Genomic DNA, 16,240 nt, shown 5'->3' with positions numbered 1-16,240 from the left:
CTACGCCATTTTGGCCGATCTTCAGTTAATTATTTGGATTTAAGGCATATTTGCACGAAATATTCATGTAGTAAATTCGTCAAAATAAAACGTTGATCGCCTTTTTTCTTCCTACCCTACGCTACCTGCCCACTGCATGCTTTGGTATGATGAGTGCTCATTGCTTAGCTGTGTTATGGAAATCTTATATGGTCATTAAGGCGCAGAGCCCGGCGGGTTTCGCGGAAGAGTACATCATCGAAAGTATCTGGAATAGTCGCTTTCCTCCGGGGTCGATTCTTCCTGCTGAACGCGAGCTCTCTGAACTGATTGGCGTCACTCGTACCACACTGCGTGAAGTGCTGCAGCGACTTGCCCGGGATGGCTGGCTCACTATCCAGCATGGCAAACCGACAAAAGTGAACAATTTCTGGGAAACCTCCGGTCTGAATATTTTGGAAACGCTGGCACGTCTGGATCACGAAAGCGTACCGCAGTTGATCGATAACTTGCTGTCCGTGCGTACCAACATTTCCACGATTTTCATTCGCACTGCGTTTCGCCAGCATCCTGAAGATGCGTTAAAGGTGCTCGCCACCGCGCGTGAAGTCGAAGATCACGCCGATGCGTTTGCTAATTTGGATTACAACATTTTTCGCGGGCTGGCGTTTGCTTCCGGCAACCCGATCTATGGTCTGATCCTGAACGGCATGAAAGGGCTTTATACCCGCATTGGTCGCCACTACTTCTCCAGCCCGGAGGCACGTAGCCTCGCGCTCGGTTTTTATCATCGGCTGGCAGAGATCTGCGAGCATGCCGAGCACGACAAGGTTTATGAACTGGTTCGTCGCTACGGTCATGACAGCGGGGAGATCTGGCACAAGATGCAGAAAACCATGCCTGGCGATCTCGCGCTACAAAGCCGCTAGTGACAAAAAACCCCTCATGATGAGGGGTTTTTTATGTCACAGCACGTTGCTTCGCGGCGGACAGCGCTCCAGCAGCTCCACGCTGCCATCTTCGTTTTGCTGCTCCAGCAGAACGTCAAATCCCCATAAGCGATGCACATGTTTCAGCACTTCGCGACGTCCTTTATCGAGCGGGGCGCGGTTGTGCGGAATATAGCGCAACGTCAGCGAGCGATCGCCGCGCAGATCGACGTTCCAGACCTGAATATTCGGTTCAAGGTTGCTCAGGTTGTACTGCGATGAGAGCTTCGCGCGGATCTCGCGGTAGCCCTCTTCGTTGTGGATCGCGGCTATTTCCAGGTAGTTATTGCGATCGTCATCCAGCACGGTGAAGAAGCGGAAATCACGCATGATCTTCGGCGACATAAACTGGCTGATAAAGCTCTCATCTTTAAAATCACGCATGGCGAAATGGAGCGTCTCCAGCCAGTCGGAACCGGCAATATCCGGGAACCAGTAGCGATCCTCTTCCGTCGGTGACTGGCAGATGCGCTTGATATCCTGGAACATGGCAAAGCCGAGGGCGTAAGGGTTAATGCCGCTGTACCACGGGCTGTTGTAAGGCGGCTGGAACACCACATTGGTGTGGCTGTGCAGAAACTCCAGCATAAAGCGGTCGGTCACTTTCCCTTCATCATACAGATGATTAAGGATGGTGTAGTGCCAGAACGTCGCCCAGCCTTCGTTCATCACCTGCGTCTGCTTCTGCGGATAAAAATATTGGCTCACTTTGCGCACAATGCGCAGGATCTCACGCTGCCACGGCTCCAGCAGCGGCGCATTCTTCTCCATAAAGTAGAGCAAGTTCTCCTGCGGCTCCGCCGGGTAACGGCGCGCCTGAGCGACGGCCACCTCCTCATCGCGTTTTGGCAGGGTGCGCCACAACATATTTACCTGGCTTTGCAGATACTCTTCCCGGCTTTTTTGCCGCGCTTTCTCCTCCTGCAAGGAGATTTTCTGCGGACGCTTATAGCGGTCGACGCCGTAATTCATCAGTGCGTGACAGGAGTCGAGCAGCTTTTCCACTTCGACTACGCCGTAGCGCTCTTCGCAATCGGTGATGTATTTACGCGCGAAGATCAGGTAATCGACAATCGAACTGGCATCGGTCCAGCTGCGGAAGAGGTAGTTATTTTTGAAAAACGAGTTATGTCCGTAACAGGCATGCGCCATCACCAGCGCCTGCATAGTGATGGTGTTCTCCTCCATCAGGTAAGCGATGCAGGGATTGGAGTTAATAACAATCTCGTAGGCCAGGCCTTGCTGACCATGCTTATAGAGCCGTTCGGTTTCAATAAACTTTTTGCCGAACGACCAGTGGGGATAATTGATAGGCATGCCGACGCTTGAGTAGGCATCCATCATCTGTTCTGAGGTGATCACTTCGATTTGATGCGGATAGGTATCCAGCCGGTAGAGTTTCGCCACCCGGTCAATCTCTGCCAGGTAATCATCCAGCAGCTCGAATGTCCAGTCGGGTCCATCGCTCAGACGAATAGAATCCTTATTCATTGAGTCAATCGTAGCCATTAGCGCGCCCTCATTGTTCTCGACACTCTCTGTATGGAGCGTCTCATTTCAAGCATAGAACACTGATTTAAAAGTGTACGCCAGCCCTCACCAAATCTTCACGATATTCCCGCTCGCTCACCGTGTAAAAAGCCATAGCGGCAAAATATTATGCTGCGGCGATAGGGTGCGCAGCAGGAGATGCTGAATATCCGCAGCCCTTAGCTGGCGGCGATGTTGTGAGGAACGTCACCATAAAAAAGCCATATGTTGAATAATATTTTCATCTGAGTTATCAATTTGTAATCAGATGATTGTGCTTTACTCACGGGAGAAGGGATATGCGAGTTGTTGTATTGGGCAGCGGCGTTGTTGGCGTTACCAGCGCCTGGTATTTACGCCAGGCCGGACATGATGTCACCGTAATCGATCGCCAGCCGGGGCCTGCACTGGAGACCAGCGCCGCCAACGCCGGGCAGATCTCGCCGGGCTATGCCGCACCGTGGGCTGCGCCCGGCGTGCCGCTAAAAGCGATCAAATGGATGTTTGAGCGCCATGCGCCGCTCGCTATCAAGCTCGACGGCTCCTCCTCGCAGTTAAAGTGGATGTGGCAAATGCTGCGCAACTGCGACACCCGGCACTATATGGAAAACAAAGGGCGCATGGTACGTCTGGCTGAATATAGCCGCGATTGTCTGAAACTGCTGCGGGAAACCACCGGGATCCAGTATGAAGGCCGCCAGGGCGGGACGCTGCAACTCTTCCGCACCGCCGAACAGTATGAGAACGCCACCCGTGATATCGCCGTGTTGCAGGAAGCGGGCGTGCCGTATCAGTTGCTGGAATCGGCGCGCCTGGCCGAAGTGGAACCGGCGCTGGATGAAGTCGCGCACAAGCTGACCGGCGGTCTGCGGCTGCCAAACGATGAAACCGGCGATTGCCAGCTCTTCACGCAACGGCTGGCGCAGATGGCCGAAGCGGCTGGGGTGGTGTTCCGCTTCAACACCCCCGTCGATCGTCTGCTCTACGAAGGTGAGAAAATCTACGGCGTGAAGTGTGGCGAAGAGGTCGTGAAAGCAGATGCTTACGTGATGGCATTCGGCTCCTGGTCCACTGGCCTGCTGAAAGGGATTGTCGATATCCCGGTTTACCCACTCAAGGGCTACTCGCTGACCATCCCGGTGGCGCAGGAGGATGGCGCCCCGGTTTCCACCATTCTTGATGAGACCTATAAAATCGCCATTACCCGCTTCGATCAGCGCATTCGCGTCGGCGGCATGGCAGAGATCGTTGGATTTAATACTGAGCTGTTACAACCGCGGCGCGAAACGCTGGAGATGGTGGTGCGCGATCTCTTCCCGCGCGGCGGCCATGTTGAGGAGGCCACCTTCTGGACCGGCTTACGTCCAATGACGCCGGACGGCACGCCGGTGGTTGGCCGCACGCCGTTTAAAAACCTGTGGCTCAATACTGGTCACGGCACGCTCGGCTGGACAATGGCCTGCGGCTCCGGGCAGTTGCTCAGCGATCTGATGACCGGCAACACACCGGCTATCGCCGCTGACGATCTGAGCGTGGCGCGTTATCTTCCAGGGTTCACGCCTGCGCGTGCCCAGCATCTCCATGGCGTACACAGCTGACAGGCGTAAGGAATAGACATGTCTCGTCCGGTTCTGGCGACCCTTGATTTACAGGCGTTAGCCAATAATTTGCAAATAGTGCGCCGCGCGGCACCCGATGCCAAAGTCTGGTCGGTGGTGAAGGCTAATGCCTACGGCCACGGTCTGGAGCGCATCTGGTCAGCGCTCAATAAAACTGATGGCTTTGCGATGCTCAACCTTGAGGAGGCGATCCTGCTGCGCGAGCGCGGCTGGAAAGGGCCTCTCTTAATGCTGGAGGGTTTTTTTGATGCGGAGGAGCTGGCGCTTTATGACAAGTACCGTCTCACCAGTGGGATCCACAGTAACTGGCAGCTTAATCTGCTGAAAAATGCGAAGCTGCAGGCACCGCTTGATATCTACCTCAAAATCAACAGCGGTATGAACCGTCTCGGTTTCCTGCCGGAGCGCGTGCACAGCGTCTGGCAGCAGCTGAGCAGCTTTGCCAGCGTCGGCAATATCACGCTGATGTCGCATTTTGCCGAAGCGGAGCGTCCGGACGGCATTTCGCAACCGATGCGGCGCATTGAGCAGGCGGCAGAAGGGCTGCCGTTACCGCGATCGCTCGCCAACTCTGCCGCGACGTTATGGCATCCGGAAGCGCATTTTGACTGGGTTCGCCCCGGCATTATTCTCTACGGTGCCTCGCCATCAGGCAGATGGCAGGATGTGGCAAACAGCGGTATTCGCCCGGTTATGACGCTGAGCAGTGAGATTATTGCTGTACAGACGCTGAAGAGCGGCGACGCCGTTGGCTACGGCTGCCGTTACCGTGCGCAGACGGAGCAGCGTATCGGCGTGGTGGCGTGTGGTTATGCAGATGGCTATCCGCGCCAGGCTCCCACCGGCACACCGGTACTGGTGGATGGCATTCGCACCACGGTGGTTGGTGTGGTGTCGATGGATATGCTGACGGTCGATCTCACGCCGTGCCCGCACGCCAGTATCGGCGCGCCGGTGGAGCTGTGGGGCAGGGAGATCAAGATTGATGATGTAGCCGCGGCGGCCAATACGGTCGGGTATGAATTGATGTGCGCCCTGGCGCCGCGCGTGCCTGTTGTGACAATGTAACTTCTCGCGAGGCGCTTACTCCGCCTCGCTCTCCACCACTTTTACACCCACTTTTGATACCGAATTCTCGCTCTTCTCTGCCACTGTCCAGATCATGCCGGCAAACTCAACCTGATCGCCCACCACCGGAGCGGCACCCAGCAGTTGTTGCACAATCTCACCGAGCGTTTGCTGGTTATCGCGATGCTCAAGCCCCTCATCAAGACCATAAATCATCGCTATGTCGGCAAACTTGGCATTCGCTTCAAGGATGAAGTCACCAAAGAAGCGCTGATCCAGCGACACCGGCGGCGACTCACTGAAGAGTTTCCCGAGGGCTGGCAGATCTTTTTCGCGGCCAATCACGCAGAGCACATCGCCTTCACGTAACCGGGTGCTGCCGGTTGGATGAAGCAGGCTGTTATCGCGGAACAGCGCCGCAATGCGCGTCTCTTCCGGCATGTGCAGGTCGCGCAGCGCCGCGCCAACGCACCACTTATCGGCACTCAGTTGGTAGACGAACTGCTCGAAGGGATTATCCGGGTGAATATCCAGCCCGACGCGCGAAACCGGCCAGCCCACCGGCGGTACCACCACTTTCGCTTTTTTTGCCGCCCAGCCCAGAGACGTTCCCTGGAACAGCAGCGAAATCAACACCACGAAGAAGGCGACATTAAAGAAGAGGCGGGCGTTGTCCAGCCCGGCCATCATCGGGAAGGTGGCAAGAATAATCGGCACCGCGCCGCGCAGCCCCACCCAACTGATAAAGATGCGCTCGCGCAGGTTAAAACCGCGAAACGGCAGCAGGCTGGCGAACACCGAGAGCGGGCGGGCAATAAAGATCATCCACGCCGAGAGGATCAGCGCAGAGAGTGCAATCGGCATTAAATCAGACGGTGTCACCAACAGGCCGAGCACGAGGAACATCGCAATTTGCGCCAGCCAGGCGAGACCATCAAAGTTTTGCAGGATGCCAAAGCGATTACGAATCGGGCGATTGCCCAGCACAAACCCACATAAATAGACGGCCAGGATCCCGCTGCCGTGCAGCGCTGTGGTAACAGAGAAGATCAGAATCCCGCCGCTCAGCGCTAATAAAGGATAGAGCCCAGGCGGTAGGGCAATGCGGTTGATCATCTGTTGCAGCAGGTAGCCGCCCGCGCCACCAAGCAGTATGCCGAGGCCAAATTCGCGCAGAATATGCAGGAAGAAGGTGAAATCAATATTGGCGTGGTGGCTCTGGATCATCTCAATCAGCGTGATGGTCAGAAACACCGCCATCGGATCGTTGCTGCCGGACTCAATCTCAAGCGTTGAGCCGACACGCTCGTTCAGCCCTTTACCGCCGAGCAGCGAGAAGACCGCCGCCGCATCGGTTGAGCCGACTATCGCGCCAATCAGGAAGCCTTCCATAATGTTGAGCTTGAAGAGCCAGGCCGCCATCATGCCGGTCAGACCTGAAGTGATCAGCACCCCGATAGTTGCCAGCGAGAGCGCGGGGCCGAGCGCAACGCGAAAAGAGCTGGCGCGCGTGCGCATACCGCCGTCGAGCAGAATGATCGCCAGTGCCAGGTTACTGACCATATAGGCCAGCGGGTAGTTGTCGAAGGGAATGCCACCGATGCCGTCAACGCCTGCCAACATACCAATCGCCAGAAAAATGACCAGAATCGGAATACCAAGGCGGGATGAGAACGAACTCAATAAAATACTGCAGGTTACCAGTACAGAACCCAGAATAAACAGACTAATTATCGCCCCAGCGTCCAATGGTATGCATCTCCTTCTCTTCTCGGTGAGATCCCGGCACGGACCGGGATTTATTACGGCACATTATAATAACGGCAGATAAAGCAATTTAATAAGGGCATTAAGGGCTTTTTTTACGCCGAGATTGTGGGATGGCCTGTGAGGGTCAGCGTTGATTTTTCAGCGTGTTGCAATATGGCGTGCGCACCCAGCGGCAACGTGACGGTTTTCGCTTCGTGTCCGAAGTCCAGCCCGGCGATCACCGGGATTGCCACCCGTGAACGTAACCAGGCCACCATCTTCTCTAAAGTGTAGCCCGCATCGTAATCGTTGGGTTGCGCATGGGAGAAACTGCCGAGGATCAGCGCGCGCTGCTGCGCGAGGATTCCACTATAGAGCAGCTGTAACAGCATGCGCTCAACGCGGTAGGGGTGCTCATTGATATCTTCAACCACCAGAATGCCGCCGGGCACTGTTGGCAGCCAGGGGGTGCCAATAAGCGAGGTCAGCATCGCCAGGTTTCCGCCCCATAATCTTCCTTCAACATGGCATTGCGGCCCGTCGCCGTCCCACTCAACGGTAAAGGATTTATTGCGTATTGCCCGCCAGAAGTGCTCCTGCGTAAAGGCATTAAGCGGTTCAGCACCAAAGTTGCCCGCCAGCATCGGGCCGCTAAAGGTGATGGTGCCGCCCGCCGCCAGCAGGCCGCACTGAATCGCAGTAAAGTCGCTGTGACCACAAATCACCAGCGGTTGCTGCTGCTGGCGTTTGACCAGAGCCTGCCAGTCAATATCGGCCAGCAGCCGGCTTGCGCCGTAGCCACCGCGCACTGGCATAACAATCAGATTTTCCCCAGCCAGACGGGCGAGGTCATTGATGTCCGCCAGCCTTTCAGCTTCACTACCGGCAAAACGTTCCTCACGCCGCGTAATCACTTGTTGGTTATTGACCTGATGGCCCTCGCGGGTCAGCCGTTCAACGGCCAGCGCCGCAGCACGCTGATTGATGCAGTACCCGGAGGGGGCAATTAAATGGAAAGTGGACATGGCATTTCCTTGCTGACATCTCTAAACAAACAGTTATCATGCCGCTAACCCTGGTCATTGTCATCCGCCGTGATGTACAGCTTATATAAGGATTTTCTGGCGTGAAATTAAGATGGTTTGCCTTTTTAGTGGTGCTGCTGGCGGGCTGTAGCTCGACAAAACAGGATTATCGTAACCCCGACTGGAACCCGGAAGTGCCGGTCAAACGCGCGATGCAGTGGATGCCAATCACCGAAAAAGCCGGCGCGTCGTGGGGCGTCAGCCCGGAACTGATTACGGCTATGATTGCCGTGGAGTCAGGCGGCAATCCGGAGCTGGTCAGTAAATCGAATGCGGTAGGTTTGATGCAGCTGAAAGCGTCAACGGCGGGGCGCGAAGTCTATCGTCGTATGGGCTGGAGCGGGCAACCCTCGACGCGTGAGCTGAAAAACCCGGAGCGCAATATCTCAATGGGCGCGGCCTACCTGAGCATTCTTGAACATGGGCCGCTTGCCGGGATCAAAGATCCGCTGGTGATGCAGTATGCGCTGGTGGTCTCTTATGTGAATGGCGCGGGCGCGCTGCTGCGCACCTTCTCTTCGGACCGCCAGGAGGCGATTGACGAGATTAACTCGTTAAGCCCGAAGGGCTTTTTGCAGCACGTAGCGGAAAAACACCCCGCGCCGCAAGCCCCGCGTTATATCTGGAAAGTACAAAAAGCGATGGATGCGATGTAATTAGCGCACCCGGCTGGCGCGTTCGCGTGCTTCGCGCTCCAGCGCAAAGATAATGCGCTGGAGTTCGCGCTCGACGCCCGGGCTGACATTTAAAAAACGAAAGCTCAGTCTTGGCGTGGCGATGGTGTCATTTTTACCATCCACAACTTTGCGCTCGCCCACTGCAATCAACTGCGCATCAAAGTAGAACTGCCCCCACGATGCCATATCCAGTTCAACCTGCGAGAAGCGCATGCCTGGCTCGACATTTTCCGGCAAGTCGCCATCAAGCAGTGCACCCATGCCGCCGAGCGAGAGGTCGAACAGACGAAAGCGCAACTGGCTCTTATCGGGTAACTTCGCCTTGCAGAAGTAAGCCGGGTGGAGCGGGGCGCTAATACGGAAATATTCCCGACGTTGAATAAACCACAGCGTTTCCGGGAGCGGCGTGATAAACGCAGGCAGATCCTGATAATCGCCGGTGGTGAGCGCATTAAGCGTGAACTCAACCTTTGCGCCATGGGTTTCAGCGGTAATAGTCACTTTACCGGCACGCTGAACGGCGCTGTTTTCATACTCCTGGCTACCAAAATCCATCACCAGCGCCTCAGGGTTAACCTCGAGGATTTTGCTGATAAATTGGCCGCTACCCCAGCTGATGCAAACCGGTACCTGAGTTTTTTGCAGGTCGCGCAAGACGCCCAGCACGGCCAGAGGATTTTGTTTCAGGAACTGCTCACTGTAATTGCTCACGCCGAATGGCTCCTCGATACTGACACAACGTCGATGGTTTATCGGCAATCTATGCCAGAACTTAATACAAATGGTAGAAATTATTTCATTAAATAATGAATTAAATCTGTGAGATGACAGCGCTTTTGCGCAAGACATCTATACTGTACGCAACGCACTACATGGTGGTGTGTTCATTTACACGTCATAAACGAAAGGAGAAAGTGAATATGGGTATTCTCGCGTGGATCGTATTTGGCCTGATTGCGGGCGTAATCGCGAAATTCATTATGCCAGGACGCGACGGCGGCGGCTTCATTCTGACCTGTGTTCTGGGGATTGTCGGGGCAGTAGTCGGTGGTTGGCTGGCAACAATGTTCGGTTATGGCGGCGACATTACGGGCTTTGACATGCACAGTTTTATCGTCGCGGTGATCGGCGCGATTGTGGTGCTGGCGGTCTTCCGCCTTGTACGCCGGTAACGGATCTTCTCTGAAAAAAGGCCGCATATTTATGCGGCCTTTTTTTATACGCTACTGCGCTACTTTCTGTGCCGTCGGCTCAGCGGCAGGCTTGGCCTCTTCCGCAGGCTGTTTCTGCGGTACGCTGTCGCATGGTTTTTCTTTTGGACAGATGAGATCGAGCATTTTTAGCGTCACGCCATTACTCCAGCCAAAGCCATCCTGCAACGGATATTCACCGCCGCCCCCGCCTGTGCCGGTGGAGCTGACATCATATTTTTCCACCAGCTTCTGTTCGCGATCGTAGGTGTGCTGAACATTGGTCAGGAAGCGCCAGCTGACACTCATCGCCAGTTTTTGGTGGTCGTAGTTCTGCAACCCGGCGGCGGCGACCCACTGCAGCGGTGCCCAACCGTTCGGCGCATCCCACTGTTGACCGCTTTTAACAGTAGTCGTGGTGATGCCGCCCGCTTTTAACAGCCGCGCTTCGGTCACCGCTGCCACTTTGTCGGCGCGATCTTTTGCCGCCGCGTTAACAAACAGCGGATAGAGCGCTGCGGCTGTCAGCTGATTACGTACCTTTTTGGTTTTCAGATCGTAATCGGCGTACCAGCCCTCTTTTGTGTTCCACAGATTGGTTTCGATGGCTTTTTGCCGGGCGGTAGCCAGCGCGTCGTACTGGCTCGCTTTAGCGCTATCGCCAGAGACCTGATAAGCGCGGGAGAGCATCTTCTCCATCTTAAACATCAGGGCATTGAGGTCGACCGGCACAATGCTGGTGGTGCGAATAGTGCCAAGCTGCTCAGGATCGTCCATCCAGCGGGAGCTAAAGTCCCAGCCGGAAGCCGCAGCGGCGCGAAGATCACGGTAGATCTCTGTCGCCGGGCGGTTCGGATTGTTTTTGGCTGTGGTAACATCTGCCAGCCACGACTCCGGGCGCGGCGTGGAGGAATCATCCCAGTAGCGGTTGAGAATGCTGCCATCGCTTAACTTCACCACGCGCTTATTCGCTTCGCCCGGCTGCAGCGCATCAGCGCCCTCCATCCAGTACTGATACTCTTTTTCCATTTGCGGCAGCCAGGTTTTCAGCACCTCATCACCGTCATGTGTCGCCAGTAACTCCACCATCAATGAGAAGAAGGGTGGTTGAGAACGGCTGAGGTAGTAGCTGCGGTTACCATTCGGAATATGTCCCCAGGTATCAATTTCATAGCCGAAGTTGGCGACCATATCTTCGATTTTGTCCCAGTGGCCGCTTTCGGCAAGGCCGAGCATGGTGAAGTAGCTGTCCCAGTAATAGACTTCGCGAAAACGCCCGCCGGGCACGACATAGGGTTTAGGCAGCGGTAAGAGTGAGTCCCACTTGCCCGCGCTATCCGTGGTGCGCGTCAGTTCTGGCCATAAGCCGTCGATATGTTCACGCAGGTTTTGCCCGGCAGGCGGCACGTAGGGCTTACCTTTTTCCGGTAGCGTGAAGTTCACCTCGACGAAATGGCGCAGATCGAAGCTGCTCTGGTTCCGTTGCATGCGGTAATCCGCAAGGATCATCAGTGGATCACTCTTGGGCACTGCGTCGGCAAAGGTTTTTTGATCGGGAAAGAGTTTGGCGCTTTGCACATCACTGAATAACGGACCGAGAAGAATGTCGGGAGTTTGCGGCGGGTTTTGCGCTTCAGCAGCGAATGTTGGGGCATTTGCGGCAAGTAATGTTCCACCCAATGCAAGTTGCATGACCAGAAAGAGGGTGCGCGGCTGGCGCAAAACAGGTTTTATCATTGACGTCTCCTTAGCGAGCAAGCAGCGGGCCGCTGCATTCAACCTTGACCAAAACCATAGACGAATCTCAGACAATTCGTGTGCTGTGCTCGGCAATTTGTGTCAATACGGAGAAATTACCTCTCGCCTCTGAGCGATTCGGCTGCTCGAAGCGTACGGCAGTGGCGACGAGATCCGTCTGTACAGAAGGGAAGGCTGATATCTAAGAGAACGCACATCGGATTGCTTTATTTTTAAACAGCGACCTTTTGCTGAATGGATTCGGTTAAGGGTGCTTTATTAGAGTTTAGTCACACTGAATGAAATAAAGTGCAGTGGGTACCTTGTAAAAGCGATTTACTGCGGTAATAGTTTTGCCTGTAACTATCTTTTTTGCAGAATACGAAGAGTAAAAGTCGATATATTTCGCAAAAAAAGAGGCTGCGGCGAAGAAAAGTCCCAAATAAACATTCTTAGCGCAAAGGTTAGCCAGACAATGTGGAATATGAGCTACCAAATATTGTAGTATTGCTTCGCTCTTTTTGACTTTTAGGAATTGTCCTATCTCATATTTTGGTCTGTATACTACCGGATTAAGCATATAAAATTTTTATTATTATTCATCACTTTAGGATTATAATTGGCGGCGAGTGATTCATCTCAGAACAAAATTTTGCCGTTTTTCTGCTTAAGTGAAATTATTTCTTGAGATTTATCCTAATTTGCAAAAGAATTAAGTAATAGTTTTTCAACGGCTCGGCAATGATATTGAATTGAATTATCCGATCTGTAAAATCATGTCACGATAGTCAATGAAAAGTAATATTGTTGCGGCGGTCCTCGCGGACAGGCTCGTGCGGTAGCTATGCCCTTAATTCATTATCAGGTCGTTTAACGGACAAGGAACTGAGTCATTCATAACGATTTCATTTCCCCTATCCATAACGATGCACGTCAACACAGTAATATATTTGCAATGGAACAAAACCCTATGAACATGCGAATCGTATTGGCACTTCTTTTTGTATTTGGCGTCTCTGGCTGTGTAAAACATCAGAAACCCGCACCTACCGACGACACAATTGTTACCAGTGAAGTGAATGGCGTAACCCTGACCCACCGTTATGCCGTACTGCCGCCGAAGGAGTTCGAACCGGTTAAACAAGACTACCGCGCACTCTATCCGGCCTCTGTAATGAGCAAACCTGATTTCGGCGGCAAAGTCATTCGCCAGCTCGAAGCAGGCAAAACCTACGTTGTGCTTGGTCAGGTTGAACACTTCTGGATGGCGCTGGCCGATGAAGGTCAGGAAGAGCTGATTGGCTACGTGCCGATGCGTGCGGTCGTTAAAAGCGATCTGTACGAAAAAACGCTGCGTAACGATCGCCGCAAAGTTCAGCGTAAAAAAGCGAACTGCGTAACGGTCGACGGCAGCGGTAAAGCTTGCAAAAACGTTAAATCCGGGACCTGGATCATCGATTAATCCAGCCGTGATGAGTACCTGCTATGAATAATAATTCGGTTGTACGCCAGATTAGCCTGGTGTTTTTCTTTGTGCTGGCCACCCTGGCCAGCGGTTGTGGATCGTCTTCACACAGCGTACCTACCAGCTATAACCTTCAGTTCAGGGCTCATCCGCAAATCAATGAGTCCGCTCCCCTTAAAGTCAGGGTGTTGCTGTTGAAATCGGACGCGACATTTATGTCCGCCGATTTCTGGTCGCTGCAAAACAACGCCGATAGCGCACTGGGCGGCAATTTGCTGAACAGTGATGAGTTCTTCCTGATGCCCGGTCAGCTGTCAAAAACGCTGACTGGCAACAGTTCGCCTGAAGCGCGCTACATCGGCGTGATGGCGGAGTATCAGGCGCTGGACGGCAAAAAATGGCGAATCTCCCTGCCGCTTCCGGTACAGGGGGAGTCTCACTTCTATGAGTTCTGGAAATCGTCAGAAGATGCGCTGGAAGCCAACATCTTTCTCGACGTTAACGGAATACGCGTGATTTCCAAATAGCGCCATCCTGACAGGAATACAGTATGAATAAAGCAGAAAAGGTCGTCTGGACCGAAGGTATGTTTCTGCGTCCTCACCATTTTCAACGCGCGGAAAGCTATCTTCAGCACCATATTCGCGAGTGGGGAACACTGCAGCGCCCCTATCTTTGGGGCTACCTTGATATCGAACTCGACGACGCGATGCTTCGCCAGGGATGCATTGCCGTCAGTTACGCCAGCGGCTTATTGCCAGACGGCACCTTCTTCTCTTTCAACGATGCTCGCCAGGCGCCAACCCCGCTGGTGATCCCGGATAATCTCACTAACGAACGTGTCGTGCTGGCGCTGCCAGCCCGTCGCGGCGGTCGTGATGAAGTGATTTTCAGCGAAGAGAAAGATTCGCTGGCGCGCTACATCACCTGGGAGAGCGAAGTCGATGATGATAACGCGATGTCCGTTGGTCCCGCTGCGGTGCAGTTTGGGCGCCTGCGCCTGAAACTGATGCTGGAGAAGGATCTCAGCGCAGAGTGGACGGCAATTGGTGTGGCGCATGTGCTTGAAAAGCGCAACGACAACCAGGTTCGCATCGATAATCGCTATATTCCGCCGATGTTAAACGCGGTCAACAACCCCTCACTTTACGCCGTGATGAACGATCTGCAGAGCCTGCTGATGCAGCGCAGCCAGCAGATTGGTCAACGTCTGCGCCAGCCTGGGCGTTTCAACACCTCTGAAATGGTGGAGTTCTCGCTTCTGGCACTGATTAACCATCACGTCGGGCAGATGTCGCACCTGAAATCGCTGCCGATGATCCACCCGGAAGAGTTATGGCGCAGCTGGCTGGCGTTTGCCACCGAGCTCACCACATGGACCGCGGCGCGTTCACCGGAAGAGACGCTCCCCATTTATGACCATGACGATCTCGCTGGCTGCTTCAGTAAACTGCAGCTGATGCTGCGCCAGGGGTTGTCGCTGGTAATGGAAGAGCATGCCATCCAGTTGCCGCTCACCGAGCGTACTCATGGACTGAACATCGCCACGCTGCCTACTACCACGATGGCGCGCGAGTTTGGTTTTGTGCTGGCGGTGAAAGCCAGCGTGCCGGGCGAAATTCTGCAAACCCACTTCCCGGCGCAGATGAAAGTTGCGCCGGTGACCAAAATCCGCGATCTGGTGCAGCTTCAGCTGCCTGGCATGAAGCTACGCAGCATGCCTGTTGCACCGCCGCAAATTCCATGGCACGCCGGTTATAACTATTTTGAACTGGAAAAGGGCGGCGAGCTCTGGAACGAAATGGAAAAATCGGGCGCTTTCGCACTGCATCTGGCGGGCGAATTCCCCGGTCTTGATATGGAATTTTGGGCCATCCGTAGCCCGACGGAATAACACAGCGAGCGCACACTATGCAGCAACAACACGCCTCCGGCAGCGATGCCGTCCTGGCAGGAGCAAGTGGTAACAATCCGTTGGTGGCGGCCGCAAATCCGCTGCTCAATGCGATACCGCAGATCCGCTATTCGGTCTCTCATGACGATCAGAGCGGGCTACGTCAGCACCTGATAGATGAAATTCGCCGTTTTGAAGTACGCTGCCAGCAATCCGGCCTGGCGTACGAAGTCATCGTGGGCGCACGCTACTGTCTTTGCACCGCGCTGGATGAAGCCGCCGCGCTCACACCGTGGGGCAGCCGCGGCGTGTGGTCCGGCAGCGGCCTGCTGGTGACGTTTCACAACGAAACCTGGGGCGGGGAGAAGTTCTTCCAGCTGCTGGCGCGTCTGTCGCAAAACCCGCGCGAGCATATCGCGCTGCTGGAGTTGATAAACTTCTGCCTGCTGCTGGGTTTTGAAGGGCGCTACCGCGTGATGGACAACGGCCGCACGCAGCTTGAAACCATCAAGCAGCGTTTATGGCAGATGATCCGCGGCGTACGTGGCAACTACCCACCGCCGCTCTCGCCGCATCCGGAAGATCAGCCGGTGATGCGCAAATTGTGGCGTCCGGTGATCCCTTTGTGGGCGTGTGCCGGGCTGGCGGGTTTCCTCGCCTGCCTCTTCTATATCGTCCTCAACTGGCGGCTGGGCGACAACACCAATCCGGTGCTGGCGAAGATCTACCAGACGCAGCTGCCGGAAGTCTCCGTTCAACAGCCAGTGCAGCACGTGCAGCCGGTGCTCAACCTGCGCGAGTTCCTGCGTCCTGAAATCAAGGCAGGACTGGTGGCGGTACGTGATGAGGCCGATCGCAGCGTCGTGACCCTGAAGGGTGACGGGCTGTTTGCCTCTGCCTCCACGGTTGCGCGCGATAGCTACGAGCCGGTCATCGACCGCGTTGCGCAGGCAATGAACAATGTCAGCGGTAAGATCCTGGTGGTCGGCTTCAGTGATAACGTGCCGATTCGCAGCGCCCGTTTCGCCTCCAACTATGAACTGTCGCTGGAGCGCGCGCGCTCTGTGCAGTCGCTGCTGCAAAAACACCTTTCGCAGCCGGAGCGCGTGAAAGCCGAAGGGCGAGGGGAGATGGATCCCATCGCGCCGAACAACTCGGCCGAAAACCGCGCGCGTAACCGCCGTGTCGAAATTACCTTGCTTGTGTCGCCGGAAAATACGGCTGCCGAGCTGAACGGACTGCCGCAAGGAAACTAATG

The 16,240-nt window shown here is 54.8% G+C and carries 14 protein-coding genes; 9 read left to right on the top strand and 5 right to left on the bottom strand.

Annotation, left to right across the window (positions count from 1 at the left end; translation table 11 throughout):
• Nucleotides 1–188: 188 nt before the first annotated feature.
• Nucleotides 189–908 (top strand): fatty acid metabolism transcriptional regulator FadR, encoded by a 720-nt coding sequence (gene fadR / locus SOM48_RS01460; RefSeq protein WP_076770003.1) that lies wholly within the window; start codon nucleotides 189–191, stop codon nucleotides 906–908.
• A gap of 36 nt (nucleotides 909–944) precedes the next feature.
• Here the strand turns inward: fadR and SOM48_RS01455 are convergent, their stop codons facing one another.
• A complete protein-coding gene (locus tag SOM48_RS01455; protein ID WP_320511282.1) occupies nucleotides 945–2,477 on the bottom strand; it encodes a SpoVR family protein in 1,533 nt (510 codons plus the stop codon).
• A 320-nt stretch (nucleotides 2,478–2,797) separates the two neighbouring features.
• Here SOM48_RS01455 and SOM48_RS01450 point away from each other — a divergent pair, with 320 nt between their 5' ends.
• Complete coding sequence (locus tag SOM48_RS01450; RefSeq protein WP_320511281.1) at nucleotides 2,798–4,096, top strand: D-amino acid dehydrogenase; 1,299 nt, start codon at nucleotides 2,798–2,800, stop codon at nucleotides 4,094–4,096.
• Between the two features lie 18 nt (nucleotides 4,097–4,114).
• Nucleotides 4,115–5,185: a catabolic alanine racemase DadX gene (gene dadX, locus SOM48_RS01445; RefSeq protein ID WP_320511280.1), complete on the top strand. Its 1,071-nt coding sequence runs from the start codon at nucleotides 4,115–4,117 to the stop codon at nucleotides 5,183–5,185.
• A gap of 15 nt (nucleotides 5,186–5,200) precedes the next feature.
• Here dadX and SOM48_RS01440 read toward each other — a convergent pair whose 3' ends face one another.
• Nucleotides 5,201–6,934: a potassium/proton antiporter gene (locus SOM48_RS01440; protein ID WP_139568577.1), complete on the bottom strand. Its 1,734-nt coding sequence runs from the start codon at nucleotides 6,932–6,934 to the stop codon at nucleotides 5,201–5,203.
• Nucleotides 6,935–7,047: 113 nt separating this feature from the next.
• Nucleotides 7,048–7,959 (bottom strand): muramoyltetrapeptide carboxypeptidase, encoded by a 912-nt coding sequence (gene ldcA / locus SOM48_RS01435; RefSeq protein WP_128482761.1) that lies wholly within the window; start codon nucleotides 7,957–7,959, stop codon nucleotides 7,048–7,050.
• A 101-nt stretch (nucleotides 7,960–8,060) separates the two neighbouring features.
• On the opposite strand from ldcA, the gene emtA reads away from it, so the two are divergent.
• Nucleotides 8,061–8,675 carry a membrane-bound lytic murein transglycosylase EmtA gene (emtA, locus tag SOM48_RS01430; protein ID WP_128482762.1) on the top strand — a complete coding sequence of 205 codons (615 nt, stop codon included), beginning with the start codon at nucleotides 8,061–8,063 and terminating at the stop codon, nucleotides 8,673–8,675.
• On the opposite strand, the gene ycgR is transcribed toward emtA, so the two are convergent.
• Nucleotides 8,676–9,407: a flagellar brake protein YcgR gene (ycgR, locus tag SOM48_RS01425; protein ID WP_023480096.1), complete on the bottom strand. Its 732-nt coding sequence runs from the start codon at nucleotides 9,405–9,407 to the stop codon at nucleotides 8,676–8,678.
• A gap of 209 nt (nucleotides 9,408–9,616) precedes the next feature.
• On the opposite strand from ycgR, the gene SOM48_RS01420 reads away from it, so the two are divergent.
• Nucleotides 9,617–9,868: a GlsB/YeaQ/YmgE family stress response membrane protein gene (locus SOM48_RS01420; protein ID WP_023480073.1), complete on the top strand. Its 252-nt coding sequence runs from the start codon at nucleotides 9,617–9,619 to the stop codon at nucleotides 9,866–9,868.
• A gap of 51 nt (nucleotides 9,869–9,919) precedes the next feature.
• Here the strand turns inward: SOM48_RS01420 and SOM48_RS01415 are convergent, their stop codons facing one another.
• Nucleotides 9,920–11,623 (bottom strand): alpha,alpha-trehalase, encoded by a 1,704-nt coding sequence (locus SOM48_RS01415; protein WP_320511279.1) that lies wholly within the window; start codon nucleotides 11,621–11,623, stop codon nucleotides 9,920–9,922.
• A gap of 970 nt (nucleotides 11,624–12,593) precedes the next feature.
• Between SOM48_RS01415 and SOM48_RS01410 the strand changes: the two genes are divergently transcribed.
• Genes SOM48_RS01410 through SOM48_RS01395 form a run of 4 tightly spaced genes read left to right on the top strand, consistent with a single transcriptional unit; the run spans nucleotide 12,594 to nucleotide 16,238 of the window.
• The gene (locus SOM48_RS01410) at nucleotides 12,594–13,085 is read left to right on the top strand and encodes a hypothetical protein (RefSeq protein WP_076769997.1); all 492 of its coding nucleotides are present in this window, start codon (nucleotides 12,594–12,596) and stop codon (nucleotides 13,083–13,085) included.
• Nucleotides 13,086–13,108: 23 nt separating this feature from the next.
• Entirely contained in the window at nucleotides 13,109–13,615 is a 507-nt protein-coding gene (gene tssJ / locus SOM48_RS01405; protein WP_023480035.1) for a type VI secretion system lipoprotein TssJ, read from the top strand.
• Between the two features lie 23 nt (nucleotides 13,616–13,638).
• Nucleotides 13,639–14,982 carry a type VI secretion system baseplate subunit TssK gene (gene tssK / locus SOM48_RS01400; RefSeq protein WP_042711792.1) on the top strand — a complete coding sequence of 448 codons (1,344 nt, stop codon included), beginning with the start codon at nucleotides 13,639–13,641 and terminating at the stop codon, nucleotides 14,980–14,982.
• 17 nt (nucleotides 14,983–14,999) lie between these two features.
• On the top strand, nucleotides 15,000–16,238 hold the full coding sequence (locus SOM48_RS01395) for a DotU family type VI secretion system protein (RefSeq protein ID WP_076769996.1): 1,239 nt from the start codon (nucleotides 15,000–15,002) through the stop codon (nucleotides 16,236–16,238).
• Nucleotides 16,239–16,240 lie beyond the last annotated feature (2 nt).

Origin of the sequence: Kosakonia sp. CFBP8986 (assembly GCF_034044935.1) — a bacterium.
Classification (GTDB): domain Bacteria; phylum Pseudomonadota; class Gammaproteobacteria; order Enterobacterales; family Enterobacteriaceae; genus Kosakonia; species Kosakonia cowanii.
This window is presented reverse-complemented; position numbering and strand designations above follow the sequence as displayed.

Bases quoted from the DNA above. Each gene is read 5' to 3' on its own strand.
- ldcA (WP_128482761.1), bottom strand. From the start codon at position 7,959: ATGTCCACTTTCCATTTAATTGCCCCCTCCGGGTACTGCATCAATCAG.
- SOM48_RS01455 (WP_320511282.1), bottom strand. From the start codon at position 2,477: ATGGCTACGATTGACTCAATGAATAAGGATTCTATTCGTCTGAGCGAT.
- SOM48_RS01450 (WP_320511281.1), top strand. From the start codon at position 2,798: ATGCGAGTTGTTGTATTGGGCAGCGGCGTTGTTGGCGTTACCAGCGCC.
- tssK (WP_042711792.1), top strand. From the start codon at position 13,639: ATGAATAAAGCAGAAAAGGTCGTCTGGACCGAAGGTATGTTTCTGCGT.
- fadR (WP_076770003.1), top strand. From the start codon at position 189: ATGGTCATTAAGGCGCAGAGCCCGGCGGGTTTCGCGGAAGAGTACATC.
- dadX (WP_320511280.1), top strand. From the start codon at position 4,115: ATGTCTCGTCCGGTTCTGGCGACCCTTGATTTACAGGCGTTAGCCAAT.
- SOM48_RS01410 (WP_076769997.1), top strand. From the start codon at position 12,594: ATGAACATGCGAATCGTATTGGCACTTCTTTTTGTATTTGGCGTCTCT.
- SOM48_RS01420 (WP_023480073.1), top strand. From the start codon at position 9,617: ATGGGTATTCTCGCGTGGATCGTATTTGGCCTGATTGCGGGCGTAATC.
- tssJ (WP_023480035.1), top strand. From the start codon at position 13,109: ATGAATAATAATTCGGTTGTACGCCAGATTAGCCTGGTGTTTTTCTTT.
- SOM48_RS01415 (WP_320511279.1), bottom strand. From the start codon at position 11,623: ATGATAAAACCTGTTTTGCGCCAGCCGCGCACCCTCTTTCTGGTCATG.
- SOM48_RS01395 (WP_076769996.1), top strand. From the start codon at position 15,000: ATGCAGCAACAACACGCCTCCGGCAGCGATGCCGTCCTGGCAGGAGCA.